At 73.5% G+C, this 13874-nt stretch carries 9 protein-coding genes, 1 tRNA gene and 1 pseudogene; 4 read left to right on the top strand and 7 right to left on the bottom strand.

Annotation, left to right across the window (positions count from 1 at the left end; genetic code table 11):
* Position 1: 1 nt before the first annotated feature.
* Both ACF059_RS11255 and ACF059_RS11250 read right to left on the bottom strand, forming a co-directional pair.
* Complete coding sequence (locus ACF059_RS11255; RefSeq protein ID WP_366864019.1) at positions 2-664, bottom strand: response regulator transcription factor; 663 nt, start codon at positions 662-664, stop codon at positions 2-4.
* Positions 639-1811, bottom strand: a complete 1173-nt coding sequence (locus ACF059_RS11250) for a sensor histidine kinase (protein WP_392054599.1) — start codon at positions 1809-1811, stop codon at positions 639-641. The genes ACF059_RS11255 and ACF059_RS11250 overlap by 26 nt, the downstream gene beginning before the upstream one ends.
* A gap of 175 nt (positions 1812-1986) precedes the next feature.
* Here ACF059_RS11250 and ACF059_RS11245 point away from each other — a divergent pair, with 175 nt between their 5' ends.
* Positions 1987-4251, top strand: coding sequence for an MMPL family transporter (locus ACF059_RS11245; protein ID WP_392054596.1), 2265 nt, complete (start codon positions 1987-1989; stop codon positions 4249-4251).
* A gap of 82 nt (positions 4252-4333) precedes the next feature.
* On the opposite strand, the gene ACF059_RS11240 is transcribed toward ACF059_RS11245, so the two are convergent.
* Complete coding sequence (locus ACF059_RS11240) at positions 4334-5110, bottom strand: hypothetical protein (RefSeq protein ID WP_392054593.1); 777 nt, start codon at positions 5108-5110, stop codon at positions 4334-4336.
* 104 nt (positions 5111-5214) lie between these two features.
* The gene (locus ACF059_RS11235; RefSeq protein ID WP_392054590.1) at positions 5215-5802 is read right to left on the bottom strand and encodes a hypothetical protein; all 588 of its coding nucleotides are present in this window, start codon (positions 5800-5802) and stop codon (positions 5215-5217) included.
* Positions 5803-5912: 110 nt separating this feature from the next.
* Between ACF059_RS11235 and ACF059_RS11230 the strand changes: the two genes are divergently transcribed.
* Entirely contained in the window at positions 5913-7601 is a 1689-nt protein-coding gene (locus ACF059_RS11230; RefSeq protein ID WP_392054587.1) for a serine/threonine-protein kinase, read from the top strand.
* A gap of 91 nt (positions 7602-7692) precedes the next feature.
* On the opposite strand, the gene metG is transcribed toward ACF059_RS11230, so the two are convergent.
* Positions 7693-9408 (bottom strand): methionine--tRNA ligase, encoded by a 1716-nt coding sequence (gene metG, locus ACF059_RS11225; RefSeq protein ID WP_392054585.1) that lies wholly within the window; start codon positions 9406-9408, stop codon positions 7693-7695.
* A gap of 375 nt (positions 9409-9783) precedes the next feature.
* Between metG and ACF059_RS11220 the strand changes: the two genes are divergently transcribed.
* Together ACF059_RS11220 and ACF059_RS11215 are read left to right on the top strand one after the other, a co-directional pair.
* The gene (locus ACF059_RS11220) at positions 9784-10497 is read left to right on the top strand and encodes an RNA polymerase sigma factor (protein ID WP_392054582.1); all 714 of its coding nucleotides are present in this window, start codon (positions 9784-9786) and stop codon (positions 10495-10497) included.
* Positions 10498-11360: 863 nt separating this feature from the next.
* A pseudogene (locus ACF059_RS11215) lies at positions 11361-12080 on the top strand (IclR family transcriptional regulator); the annotation flags it as partial.
* A 453-nt stretch (positions 12081-12533) separates the two neighbouring features.
* Here the strand turns inward: ACF059_RS11215 and ACF059_RS11210 are convergent.
* Positions 12534-12621, bottom strand: a tRNA-Leu gene (locus ACF059_RS11210).
* A gap of 227 nt (positions 12622-12848) precedes the next feature.
* Entirely contained in the window at positions 12849-13790 is a 942-nt protein-coding gene (locus ACF059_RS11205; RefSeq protein ID WP_392054579.1) for a beta-ketoacyl-ACP synthase III, read from the bottom strand.
* Positions 13791-13874: the final 84 nt, after the last annotated feature.

Here is a 13874-nt window from a genome sequence, read left to right as displayed (position 1 = left end):
GTCAGGTTCCGGGGAGGATACGGCGCGTTTCGTAGGCCCACATCGCGATCTCCACCCGGTTGCGGGCGCCGAGTTTGGCCATCAGGCTGGCCAAATGCGTCTTCACCGTGCTGAGGCTGATGTGCAGGGCGTCGGCGATCTCGGTGTTGGTCAGTCCGCGCGCGACGGCGAGGAGCACCTGCTCCTCGCGGGCGGTGACGGGCGAGACCGGCTGGGCCACGGGCCGGCCGGCGGGCAGGCCCGCGAACGCCTGGAGCAGACGGACGGTGACGCTGGGCGCGATGAGCGCCTCACCGTCGGACGCCGACCGTACGGCCTGGGCCAGGAGGTCCGGTCCCGTGTCCTTGAGGAGGAATCCGCGGGCGCCTGCACGCAGTGAGCCGTAGACGTACTCGTCGAGGTCGAACGTGGTGATGACGACCACGGCCAGCGGGTCGGCGACGCCCGGGCCGGCGACCAGCCGGGTGGCCTCGAGCCCGTCGAGTACGGGCATGCGGATGTCGAACAGGCAGACGTCTGGCCGTAGTTCGCGGGCCAGTCGCACCGCTTCCCGCCCGTCGGCGGCCTCGCCGACCACCTCGATGCCGGGCTGGGCGTTCAGCATGATCCGCAACCCGGTGCGGATGATCGTCTGGTCGTCAGCGACGAGGACGCGAATGGACACCGCTCCGGCTCCTCGCTCTCGGCAGTTCGGCTTCGACGTACCAGCCCCGGTCGTTTCCCGGGCCGGCTCGTAGTGTGCCGCCGAGCAGGGTCGCGCGCTCGCGCAATCCGGTAAGTCCGTATCCGTCGCGACCCCGGCCGGTGCGCCGGCCGTCGTCGCGCACGCTCACCCGTACCGTGTGCCGTTCCGCGGCGACCCGGACGACGAGCTCGGTCGCGTCGACCGCATGGCGCAGGGCGTTGGTCACCGACTCCTGCACGATCCGGTAGACGGCCGCGTCGACAGCCGGGGGCAGCGCGGCCAGTTCGCCGTCGAGCCCCAGGTCGACCCTGAGGCGACCACCCGGCGTGCGCACCAGGCGCTCCAGATCCGCGACTCCGGCAGGGGGCGCCAGCTCGGCGCCGACCCCGCGGTCGCGCAGCGCGGCGACCATGGCGCGCATCTCCTCCAGCGTGCGCGCCCCTTCCTCCTCGACCCCCTCCAGCGCCTCGACGGCGGCGGACGGGTCGCTGCCCGCGAGCACCCGGCCCGCCTGGGCGATGATCACCATGGCCGACACGTGGTGGGCCACCGTGTCGTGCAGTTCCCGGGCGAGCTGCTCGCGCTCGCGGGAGCGCACCTGCTCCAACTGCCGCTCGTGAGCGGTCACCCGGAACCGCACGGCGGCCCCGACCACACCGGGCAGCAGCAGGAAGACGTAGCCCACGGCCTTTTCGACGACCGGGGTCTCGTCGGTGACGACACACAGCGCGCCGACCGCGAGGATCACCGCGCCGCCCAGCACGATCTCGCGTCCCGAACCCCACCGGAGCAGCGCGTACACCAGCACGAGCACGACCGCGCCGGTGTACAGGCCGACGGGCTCGCGCGGTGCGGTGACGAGCGAGGCCACCGGGAGCAGACCCACCGAGCCGAACGCCAGCGTCACCGTCGCCAGCGGGCGGGTCCGGCGCCACAGGAGCAGCAGGCAGAGCCATACGGCGAACACCACCGCCACCGGCCGCCACACGACGTTCTCGCGCAGGGTGGCCTCCAGCGCCACCCCGGCCAGGCCCGCAGCGAGGAGCACCCAGTCCCGCCACACCCGGGCGGGCGCGTCGGGCGGCCGGGGTTCGGTCCACAGGGCTCGCAGGTCGTCTCGTAGCACGGTTCTCAGCCTAGGCACCGCGCCGTGCCGCGCATCGGCCGAAAGGACGGGTCGTCACTCCACCCCCGGGCCGACGGATCCGCGGCCCGCGGGCCGATGCCGCGGAGCGCCGTGGCGACGAGCCTCGGCATCGGGGGCCGTACAAGGACGGCCGACGAGGTGGTTGGAGGACCCGATGCTCTCAAAGGCCCTGTTGCGCCTGGGCGCAGGCGCCGCGCGCCATCCCTGGCGGGTGATCGCGTCATGGCTGGTCGCCGCCACGCTCGCCGTTCTCGCCGCCGTCGCCTTCGGCGGGCGTACCGCGGACTCGATGACCGCTCCGGGACTGGACTCCCAGCGGGCCGCGGAACTGATCGAGCGGGCCGGCACCGGCCAGGAGGGGATGACCGCCCAACTGGTCGTCACCCCCCTCGACGACGGTGCGACGTTCTTCGACGACGACGGCGCGCGCACGGCTCTCACGCGGCTGCGGGCCGAGGTGAAGCGGCTGCCGCACGTGCTCGGCACGAGCGACCCGGCGGGGGCGCTCGACACGGGCGGGGACACCGCGGTGCGCGGCGGCCTCGTTTCGGCCGACGGGCGGATCGCGGTCGTCCGGGTGCAGTACCCCGACCAGAGCCGGCTGTCGGCCGAAGACCTCGACGCCCTCGTCGATCTCGGCGACCGGTTGCGCGCGGAGCTGCCGCTGCGCATCGAGATGGGCGGGAACCTCTTCTACGCCTTCTCCGACCCCGACGGCGGCGTGAGCGAGCTGATCGGCCTCCTCGCCGCGGCCGCGATCCTGTTCCTGGCGTTCGGTTCGCTCGTCGCCGCCGCGCTGCCGATCGGCATGGCGGTCTTCGGGCTGACCATCGGAGTCGCCACGATGACGGTACTGGCGGGGGTGACGGACGTCCCGGCCTTCGCCCCCGTCCTGGGCAGCATGGTCGGGCTCGGAGTGGGCATCGACTACGCGCTGTTCGTGCTCGCCAGGCACCGGGAGTACCTGGCGCGCGGGCTCGGTCCGCAGGAGGCGGCCGGACGAGCGGTGGCAACGGCGGGGCGGCCGGTGGTCTTCGCCGGCGGCACCGTCGTCGTGTCGATCCTCGGCCTGGCGGTCGCGAACGTGCCGTTCATGACGGTGGGCGGGGTCGCCGTCTCGATCGTCGTCCTGACGATGGTGCTCGCGTCGGTGACGCTGCTGCCGGCCTTCCTCGGCGCGGCGGGCCCGCGCCTGGCCCGGCCCGGCCGGATCGGCCGGGCTCTGCGGACCGGGAAGCCGGGCCGACGCACCCGGCGGCGGGAAGCGGAGGCAGGGGCCGCCCACGCCGCCGGGTGGCGTCGCTGGATCGGGCACGTCAGCCGGCACCCGGTGCCGTACGCGATCGGCGCGGCGGGGCTGCTGCTGACGGCGGCGCTGCCCCTGCTCGGCCTGCGCGTCGGCCTGCCCGACGACGGCTCACTGCCCCAGAGCCGTACCGAGCGCCGCGCCTACGACCTCGTCGCCGAGGGGTTCGGCCCGGGCACCAACGGTCCCCTCGTCATCGCCGCCGACCCCACCGGTGATCCGGGCGTGCTGGAGCGACTCGTCGCATCGGTCGCGGCGGATCCGGGCATCGCGTCCGTCGCGCCGCCGCACGTCGACCGGGCCACCGGCATCGCGACCCTCGTCGTGTTCCCGACGACCAGCCCTCAGGACAAGGCCACGGCCGACACCATCGCCCGGCTGCGCGCCGACGTGCTGCCCACGGCGATCGGGCCCGGCCCGGCCAGGGCCCACGTCGGTGGCGCCGCCGCGAGCCTGTCCGACGTGGGCCGACGCACCAGCCAGCGCCTGCCGGTGCTGGTCGCCGCCGTGCTGGCGATGTCGTTCCTGCTGCTCATGCTGGTCTTCCGCTCGGTCCTCGTACCGCTCAAGGCGGTACTGCTGAACCTGCTGAGCATCGGCGCGGCCTACGGCATCATGGTCGCGGTCTTCCAGTGGGGCTGGGGAGGCGCACTCATCGGGCTGGAAGCGACGGTTCCGATCGTGTCGTTCATCCCGATGTTCCTCTTCGCCATCCTGTTCGGCCTGTCCATGGACTACGAGGTGTTCCTCCTCTCCCGCGTCCGCGAGGAGTACCTGCGCACCGGCGACAACGGCACGGCGATCGTCGAGGGCGTCTCGCGCACCGCCAGGATCATCACCTCTGCCGCCCTCATCATGGTGGCGGTCTTCCTGTCCTTCGCCGTCGCCGAGGACCCCTCCACCAAAATGTTCGGGCTCGGCCTGGCCACCGCGATCTTCATCGACGCCACGGTCGTACGCATGGTGCTGGTACCGGCGACCATGACACTCCTCGGCCGGAGCAACTGGTGGCTGCCGAAGTGGCTGGACCGGATACTTCCCCGCGGCCCGGTCGGCACCGACGACGCTCCCAGTGGACGATCAGTTACACCTGCGTCACGTAGGACCGTCTAGCGGACCGGACCGTGCCGCGAAGGCGCATCCCGCCGGGGCGCGGGGCCGGGCCAGGCCGGGGCTGGACCCGGCCCGGCCGGGCTCAGCCCGCCGCGGCCATGGCCGTCGCCGGGAACAGGTCCTGGAACGGGCCCGCCGAGTCGATCCCGGCCCTGCCGTACGGCGCGTCGAAGCTCCACACCATGAAGAGCAGGAACACGATCAGCGCACTGAACAGCCCCGCCAGCAGCAGCTCCCTTCCGGAGCGGCGGATCTGCAGGGTGAAGATCAGCCCGACGGTGACCACCCCGCCGACGACCAGCCCCAGCCACACCACGGCCGGCAGCGTGGACTCGGAGCTCTGCGTCCGCGAGTGGCGGGCGTCGTCGGCGGCGGCGATGTGGTCCAGCAACGGCTGGTAGGCCTGCGCCTGGAGCTCGGTGGCCGGGCTCTGGTGGGTGACGTCGGTGCGCAGCTTGCCGAGCAGCTTGGCGCCCTCGGCCGTGGGGGTCTCCCCGGAGGTCAGCCGCGGCCAGTCCACCGCGACCGTGTGGGACACGTACGCGTCCACCTCGCCGCGGATCCGGTCGCGGACCGGGGCCGGGTAGACGTCGGCGCGCTGGGTGACCTCGTACAGCGCCTGGGCCTCGCGGCGCACGCTGTCCTCGGCGGCGCCGCGCGCCTCCCAGACGCCCGCGATGGCCAGACCCAGCACGATCGCGTAGACCACGCCCACCATCATCGTCATGTACTCGATGACGTCGGGGGTTTCGCTGGTGTCCTCGTCATCGGCGGCCCGGCGGTGCCGGATCGTGGTGATGGCGAGGACGACGGCGCAGACGAGCGCCATGGCGATGGCCAGGACCAGCCATTCGGACACGTGGATTCTCCCGGTGTGACTCGGTGGATCGGTGGATGGGTCGGTGCGGGGCCCGCGTACGCCCCTGCCCGTGCGGGCCGTACGGGCGCACGCGCGGGCTGCGGTCAGCCGCGGCCGCGGCCGCGGCTGCTGGAACGGGGGCGCAGGGCGGCTGCGGCCAGTACGGCCGGGGTGGTGACGACGACCATGAGCATCACGGTGGACATCCCGTCCGGGCCGCGCCGCTGCAGGGCGACGGAGCGGTACGGACGCACGTGAAAGGCGCTCACGTGTGCGGCGGTGGCCCTGGGCGGGGGCGGAGCGGGCGCTTCGGCCGCGGCCGGAGCGTCCTCGCCCCCGGGACCCGGCGCGGCCGGCGGCGGCTCCGCCCGCCCGGCCCGGGCCTTCGCCGACGGCTCCGCGGGGGGCTGCGACGGCCCGGGCCGGCCGGGGTGCGGCGGGGCGGCGGGCGGTTCGGGGGACCGCCCCGGGTGGTGCACGGTCGGCCGGTCGTCGCCGGGCACGGCCGCCCGGACCGAGGGTCGCCCGGAGGGCCGTACGGCGGGCCGCTGCGGCTGCTCGCCGGGTACGCACAGGTCGAGGCGCGCCCCGTGGCCGTTGCCGTGGCCGTCGCCCGCCACCGCCACGTGCCCGTGCAGCGGGCAGAGCGCCGCCACCAGACCCGCACCGGCGAAGTACTGCCAAGCGGTCACCGCGCGTCCTCCCGCATCTCCGGAGCAGTTGTAAGGGCTACCGCTGAAGAAACGATCAAGGCGGGTCTTCGACACGCGGTGGGCGGGAGGAGATGCGGCATGATGTCGCCATGGGGACCGAGGGGGAGAACGCCCGTCTGATCGCCGGGCGCTATCGGCTGGACGCCAGGCTCGGCCGCGGCGGCATGGGCATCGTGTGGCGGGCCACCGACCAGCTGCTCGGCCGCAGCGTCGCCGTCAAGGAAGTGGCGCTCGACCCGACGCTGTCCGGGGACGAGGCCCGGCTCCAACGTGAGCGCACGCTCCGGGAGGCACGGGCGGCCGCGCAGCTCAAGCACCCTCACATCATCGTGGTGCACGACATCGTCGAGGATCACCAACGCCCTTACATCGTCATGGAGTTGGTGGAGGGCGGCTCCCTCGCCGACCGGCTCTCGCGCACCGGGCCCATGACCCCCGCCGAGGGCGCGCGGATCGGGATCGCGCTGCTCGGCGCCCTGCGCACGGCGCACGCGGCGGGGGTGCTGCACCGGGACCTCAAGCCGGCGAACGTCCTGCTGGAGTCCCCTGGAGGCCGGGCCGTCCTCACGGACTTCGGCATCGCGCAGGTGGCGGGGGCGACCACGCTGACGTCGACCGGGGCGTTCGTCGGGTCCCCCGAGTACACCGCGCCCGAACGGATGTCCCCCGAGGCGCCGGTGGGTCCGGAGTCCGACCTGTGGTCGCTGGGCGCCCTGCTGTGCGCGGCCGTCAGTGGGGTGTCGCCCTTCCGGCGGGACTCCCTCGGCGGGATCCTGCACGCGGTGGTCTTCGACGAGGTCCGGCCGCCCGCCGCGTGCGGTCCTCTGCTGCCCGTGGTGCGGGGCCTGCTGGAGCGCGATCCGGCCAAGCGGCTGGGTGCGGCGCAGGCGGAGACCCTGCTGCGGGCCTGCCTGGACGACGCGGACGGCGTGCCGTCCTACACGCCGACGCAGCGCAGCCTGACGAAACCGGCCACCGAGCAGCAGGCGGCTGCGACCGCCGCTCCCGCACCCACGGCGCCGCTCCCGCCCGCATCCGCGCCCACCGTCACGCCCGCGTCCGCGCCGGCGGCCGGGAAGCGCGGGCGGCGGGCCGCGCTGATCGCCGGCCTGCTGGTGGCCGCGCTCGCCGGGGCCGGTCTGTCGGCCGCCACGCTGCTCATGAACGACGACGCGCGCGGGGCGAAGGCGTCCGCGACCGGGGTCGGGGGCGGGGGCCCAGGCGGGAGCGGCTCCTCCCCCACCCCGGCGGCCACGGCGCCCCGGGAGAAGGCGGGGCCGGCGTCCCCGTCGGTCACGCCGGCGGCCGCCGCCTCCCCGGACGACAAGCCCGCGCCCGCCGGCTACCGCATCGTGAACGACCCGGCGGGCTTCTCGCTCGCCGTCCCCACCGGTTTCACGCGCACGCTCGACGGTCCCCGGATCTTCTACATGTCGCCCGGTGAGACCTTCCGCATCGGCATCAAGGTGTCGGCCCCCGAGTCCGGCGGCCCGCTCGCCGTCCACCAGCGCGCCCACGCCAACGGGCCTGCGACCAACCCCGGTTACCGCGACGCCGAGGTCGTGCCCGTCACCCGCGACGGCCGGCAGGCGGCCCTCTGGCGGTTCACCTGGGACGGCTTCTCGGCGGCCGAAGGCCCCCGGCAGACCCGGGACCTGTGCTGGGAGGAGGGCGGACGGCTGTACGACGTGTGGGTGTCCGCACCGGTGGGCCGCGCCGAGGAGGCCCGCGGCTACTTCGACACAGCGGTGCGGACCTTCGTACGGACCGAAGGCTGACCGCGGCACGCGAACCCGAACCGTCCACGGGTACGCGAAAGGGGCGCGACCTCGATCGGTCGCGCCCCTCACCGCGTCGTCACTCGAAGGCTCAGGCCTCCGGGGAACCGCCGAAGCGCTCGCGGTAGGACTCCAGGTCCTCCTCGGTGACCCGGGCGAAGAGCACCGGCGGCACCGTGAACGGGGTTCCGGCCGGGACGGCGTCCAGGGCCTTGGCCTGCTCCGGGGAGATCCAGGTCGCGGTGTCGTCGGCCAGCGCGAAGGAGGAGCGCATGGCGCGCGCCGAGGCCGGGATGAAGGGCTCGGAGACCACCGAGTAGAGGTGGATGAGGTTCATCGCGGTGCGCAGCGTGAGCGCGGCGGCCTCCAGGTCGGTCTTGACCTCCAGCCAGGGGGCCTTCTCGTCCAGGTAGGCATTGCCCGCCGACCACAGGGCGCGCAGCGCGGCCGCGGCCTTGCGGTACTGGAGCGTCTCCATGTGGCCCTCGTACTCGGCCAGCAGCTCGGCGATCTGCTCTCCGAGCTTCGCCTCCGGCTCGCCCGCCGGGCTGCCCGCCGGGACCTCGTCGCCGAACTTCTTGCGGGAGAAGGTGAGCACGCGGTTGACGAAGTTGCCGAGGGTGCCGCCGAGGTCCTTGTTGACCGTGGACGCGAAGTGCTCCCACGTGAAGGACGAGTCGTCGGACTCGGGCGCGTTGGCGATGAGGAAGTAGCGCCAGAAGTCGGCCGGGAGGATCTCCAGCGCCTGGTCGGTGAAGACGCCGCGCTTCTGCGAAGTGGAGAACTTGCCGCCGTAGTACGTCAGCCAGTTGAAGGCCTTGACGTAGTCGACCTTCTTCCACGGCTCGCGCGTGGCCAGTTCGGTGGCGGGGAACATCACCGTGTGGAACGGGACGTTGTCCTTGGCCATGAACTGCGTGTAGCGGACGTCCTCGGCCTCGTACCACCAGGACTTGTAGTCGCGGCTCTCCGGGTCCAGGTCGGACCATTCCTTCGTCGCCCCGATGTACTCGATCGGCGCGTCGAACCAGACGTAGAAGACCTTGCCGTCGGCGGCCAGCTCCGGCCAGGTGTCGGCCGGCACCGGGACGCCCCAGTCGAGGTCGCGGGTGATGGCGCGGTCGTGCAGGCCCTCGGTCAGCCACTTGCGGGCGATGGAGGACGCCAGCTGCGGCCACTCCTCCTCGTGTTCGCTGACCCAGGCCTCGACCTCGTGCTGGAGCTTGGACTGCAGCAGGAAGAGGTGCTTGGTCTCGCGGACCTCCAGGTCGGTGGAGCCGGAGATGGCCGAGCGGGGCTCGATCAGGTCCGTGGGGTCCAGGACGCGGGTGCAGTTCTCGCACTGGTCGCCGCGGGCCTTGTCGTAACCGCAGTGCGGGCAGGTGCCCTCGACGTAGCGGTCCGGCAGGAAGCGCTCGTCGACCGGCGAGTAGACCTGCCGGATCGCGCGCTCCTCGATGAAGCCGTTCTTCTGGAGCTGGCGCGCGAAGTGCTGGGTGATCTCGCGGTTCTGCTGGGAAGAGCTGCGACCGAAGTAGTCGAAGGACAGCTCGAAGCCGTCGTAGACCGCCTTCTGGGCGTCATGGGCCTGCGCGCAGAACTCGGAGACGGACAGGCCGGCCTCCTTCGCGGCGAGCTCGGCGGGGGTGCCGTGCTCGTCGGTGGCGCAGATGTAGAGGACGTCGTGGCCGCGCTGGCGGAGGTACCGGGAGTACACATCCGCCGGAAGCATCGACCCGACCATGTTGCCCAGGTGCTTGATCCCGTTGATGTAGGGAAGCGCGCTGGTGATCAGGTGTCGAGCCATCCTCGGATGCTCCATTTCCTCTGTGCGGTGCGACGTGACGTGACGGATTGTGAATGCGGTTCATCGTATCGAACCGCCGAAAGGCCACGCGCCGCATTTGTTCATGGGTGGATAACGCAAAAGCGAGGGCAGTGACCTCTCCGTCACGGCCCTCGCGATCGGGCCCATGCTACAGCCGGACGGCCGCGCTCCAGAACGACGGCCGGAGGGCACCCGCACCAGGCATATGCATACGTACCGGCTGAGTCCTCGGGTGATCGACATCGATCACGAGTCGATCACCACCGACTGATTGTCTCCAGGTTTCCTCTCTGCGCCCCCCGAGTGCGCCCGCGCTGCTTTCCTGTTCCAGCGCACAGGGGATGAGGTGGAACGGTGAGCGATGGCGGACCGGAGGAGTCCGGTGGGGCCGTGGGACTGCCGAGCCGGCGCCGCCGGCCGACTCCCATGAGCCAGTGGGATCCGGCGGCGCGCCTGTCGTACTGGGCCTTCCACGCCAACCGGCGGCCCACGTACATGCGCTTCGCGTACCTGCAGCTGGGTTCCGACCCCGCCGCGGAGGAAGCGGTGGACGCCACCTTCGACTCGATCATGGGCGAGTGGCTGCGGATGCTGCCCATGGACCGGCTGGACGCCTACGCGTGGACCATACTCAAGCGCTGCCTGGCCGAGCGGCAGGACCGGCGCCATCCCTGGGAGCAGCAGCCCGAGCCGATGGACATCAGCGCCTTCGAGGCCGCCCTCAAGGACGCGCACGCCGACCGGTACGAGGTGCTGACCGACACCATCCGCTTCTACTCCGCCGTCTCCCGGCTCGCCGAACGGCAGCGGGACGCCGTGCTCCTGCGGTACGGACTCCAGTGCACGCCCGGCGAGGCCGCCGCCGTGATGGGCGTCGACGAGCCCACGGTCCGCTCCTACCTCGGCCAGGCTCACCGGCGGCTGGCCCGTCTGCTGGACACGTCGGCGGAAGCGGACGAAGCGGGTGGAGGCGGCGAAGGGGGCGAAGGGGCTGGAGCCGACACCCGTACAGCCGCTGAAGCAGCCGAGGCAGCGGCAGCCGACTCGGCGGAATCGGCGGAGTCATGAGCCGGCACGACCGCCGGCCGCAGCGGGACGGCGAGGCGACGCCCCGTTCCCTGGCCGAGTTCCTCGCCCGGGCCGGCGTCCGCGACCGCTACCGGCACTACGACCTCGGCGCGGCCGAGGCCCGCCTGCTGCGCGCCACACCGCACGCCCCCGCCGCCGGCCACCGTGCCCGCCGTCGGTCGGTCTACGGCTGGAGCGACCCCACCCGGGACTGCCCGCTCGACGCCGAACGGGCCCGGCGCGACCTCAAGGCCACCTGCCTGGCTTCCGTGTGCGCGCCGAAGGCCGCCGGGCACCTCGACGCGTTCCTCGCGGGCGGGCACACCGACCTGGGCGGAGCCGTCGTCTTCGGCTGCCTGCTGTACCTGGCCGGGCTGCGCGAAGGCGCCCGGTTCTGGTGGCAGTTCGCCGCCGGTTCCGGGAGCCCGCACACCGCGCCGGCCGCCTACTGCCTCTTCCTCGACCACTCCCGGCGCGGCGAGCACCACGACGCCCGGCACTGGGCGCGCGAGCTCGGCCGCCGCGGTTTCCGACCGGGCGGGCGGCGGGACCTGCGGGAGGTCCGGCTGTGCGCGCAGGCGGCCGTGCTGCGCTACGTCGACCAACAGGACGACCCCGATCTGGGCCCGGTACCGCTGCCGCGGGCCGGGCTCTCGGCGGTGCTGGCCGCGTTCCTGCCGCCGCCCGTCACGGCCTGGGGCGCGGGCGCGAGCTCGGCCGGCCCGACCGCCGGCTCGGGCTCAGTCCCAGTCCCGACGCCGGTCGCCGGGTCCGGCTGCCCGGTCGCCGCAGGGCCGCTGCGCCACCCCGCGCCGTCGGCGACGGCGCGCGGGGGCGTCGTACGGCACGGGACGGGCGAGGCCCTGGCGGAGGCCCGCCGCGCGCTGACCGTCGTACGGGTCCTGGAGCGGCACCCGCTGGGCGTGCGGGCCACCCAGCTCGCACGGGAGTCGGGCCTCGCCGACGGGGAGCTGCGGCCGCTGCTGTCGATGCTGTGCGAGGAGGAGTACGCGTACCGCCCGGGCGTCGGGGTGTACGCGAGCGGTCCCGCGCTGGACCGGCTCGCCGCTCCGGGCGGCCACGGTCTGGTGGGCCAGCTCCAGCGCACCCTGGCGCTGGCCCGGGACAGCGCGGGCGCGGCGGTGTACCTGAGCCGCTACGCCGACGGCGAGGTCCGGATCACGCAGATGGCCGACGGCCCCGCGACCCCGCCGGTACGGGAGTGGGTCGACTTCCGGGCCGCCGCCCACGCCAGCGCGGTCGGCAAGTGCCTGCTGACCCAGCTCGACCACGACCGCCGCGCCGACCACGTGGCCCGGCACCGGCCCGCCCGGCTCACCCCGCAGACCATCACCGACAGCCGGGCGCTGTTCACCGCCCTGGACGCGGTGGCCCCGGGCGCACCCGTCTTCGACCTGCTCGAATACTCCCCCGGCGTGGTCTGCTCGGCGGTGCCGATCGCCACCGGCGGCGCCGTCGGCAGTCTCGCGCTCTCCCTGCCCGCGCACCACGCCCACCGCCTGCGCGCGGCCACGGAGACCTTGCGCCGCAAGGCCGTCCCGGTGCTCCTCGCCCTGCTGCTGTCCGGCGCGATCCCGCCGGACGCGCCGGCCGCGGGCTCCCCGGCGGACCCCACCACGGCCGAACCCTCCCTGCCGGCCGCGCAGCCCCGGCCGATGCGGGCCCCGGTGACCCCGGAGACCCTGCGCCACCTGCGCCGCCTCTTCCGCACGCCCCTCACCGGCGCCACCCCCGCGGCGGGCGGCCCCCACCTGGTCAGCGACACCAGAGCCGCAGCGGCCTACCTCTTCGAAGCGGCCCCCGCCACCGGCCACCCCCGCCTGTCCCTCCCCCAGACCTTCACGTCGGTCACCCCGGGCAGCCTGACCACCCCGACGGGCCTGGTGGTCCTGGAAACCTGACGAACCGGCCCCGGCCCCCATCAGGGGCCCGGGGCCTCGGGTCACCGACCCCGTCCGGACGTCAACTGCCCGGACCGGAAACGCAAAAGAACCCCACCGGGGTGGGGTTCCTGCTGGTGTCCGAGGGGGGACTTGAACCCCCACGCCCGATAAAGGGCACTAGCACCTCAAGCTAGCGCGTCTGCCATTCCGCCACCCGGACCAGGTGGTCGGCCCCGGTTTCCCGCGGCGACATGGACAACAATAGCAAAGGATCGGCGGGGGTCCGACCACATATCCGGGCGGCGGTCGGGCGCCACGCCGGGCTGACCTGCACGCATGTGCCGGGCGACCTGGCGAGACGGGATGTCTCGCCGGGTGGTCGGTGGACGGGGCCCGGGCCGCCGGCCCCCGCCGGAGTGGCGGGGGGGGGAACGGCGGACGGCGGGCTCAGGGGCAGCGGATGACCTGGCCCGCGTAGGAGAGGTTGCCGCCGAAGCCGAAGAGGAGGACCGGGGCGCCGGAGGGGATCTCGCCGCGCTCGATCAGCTTGGACAGGGCCATCGGGATGCTGGCGGCCGAGGTGTTGCCCGAGTCGACGACGTCGCGGGCGACGACGGCGTTGACGGCGCCGATCTTGGCGGCCAGCGGTTCGATGATCCGCAGGTTGGCCTGGTGGAGGACGACCGCCGCCAGGTCCTCCGGGGTGATCCCGGCCTTCTCGCACACCTTGCGGGCGAGCGGCGGGAGCTGGCTGGTGGTCCAGCGGTAGACGGACTGGCCCTCCTGCGCGAAGACCGGGGGCGAGCCCTCGATGCGGACCGCGTTGCCCATCTCAGGGACCGAGCCCCAGAGCACCGGGCCGATGCCCGGCTCCGTGCTGGCCTCGACGACGGCCGCGCCGGCCCCGTCGCCGGTGAGCACGCAGGTGGTGCGGTCGCTCCAGTCGGTGATCTCGGTCATCTTGTCGGCGCCGATGACCAGGGCGCGGGTGGCGGAGCCGGCCCGGATCGCGTGGTCGGCGGTGGCCAGGGCGTGGGTGAAGCCCGAGCAGACGACGTTGAGGTCCATGACCGCGGGGCCGCTGCCCATGCCGAGCTTCGCGGCGACGCGCGCGGCCATGTTGGGCGAACGGTCGATCGCGGTGGACGTGGCGACGATGACGAGGTCGATGTCGTCCGGGGTCAGGCCGGCGCCGGCCAGTGCCTTGCCGGCCGCCTGGAAGGCCAGCTCGTCCACCGGCTCGTCCGGGCCGGCGATGTGGCGGGTGCGGATGCCGACGCGGGACCGGATCCACTCGTCGGTGGTGTCCACCATGGCCGAGAGGTCCTCGTTGGTGAGCACTTTCGCGGGCTGGTAGTGCCCTAGCGCCACCACGCGTGAACCGGTCATGGGCGGGGTCCCCCCTCGTACGGAAGTCAGGATCACCCAGCTTTGCCTGCTACCGGTGGGTACGTGTGCGCGTGACCCGACAGG

The organism is Streptomyces sp. NPDC016562, from assembly GCF_043076955.1.
GTDB lineage: Bacteria > Actinomycetota > Actinomycetes > Streptomycetales > Streptomycetaceae > Streptomyces.
This window is presented reverse-complemented; position numbering and strand designations above follow the sequence as displayed.

Excerpts from the sequence above, each read along its gene's own strand:
- ACF059_RS11205 (WP_392054579.1), bottom strand. The coding sequence starts at position 13,790 with ATGACCGGTTCACGCGTGGTGGCGCTAGGGCACTACCAGCCCGCGAAA.
- ACF059_RS11245 (WP_392054596.1), top strand. The coding sequence starts at position 1,987 with ATGCTCTCAAAGGCCCTGTTGCGCCTGGGCGCAGGCGCCGCGCGCCAT.
- metG (WP_392054585.1), bottom strand. The coding sequence starts at position 9,408 with ATGGCTCGACACCTGATCACCAGCGCGCTTCCCTACATCAACGGGATC.
- ACF059_RS11230 (WP_392054587.1), top strand. The coding sequence starts at position 5,913 with ATGGGGACCGAGGGGGAGAACGCCCGTCTGATCGCCGGGCGCTATCGG.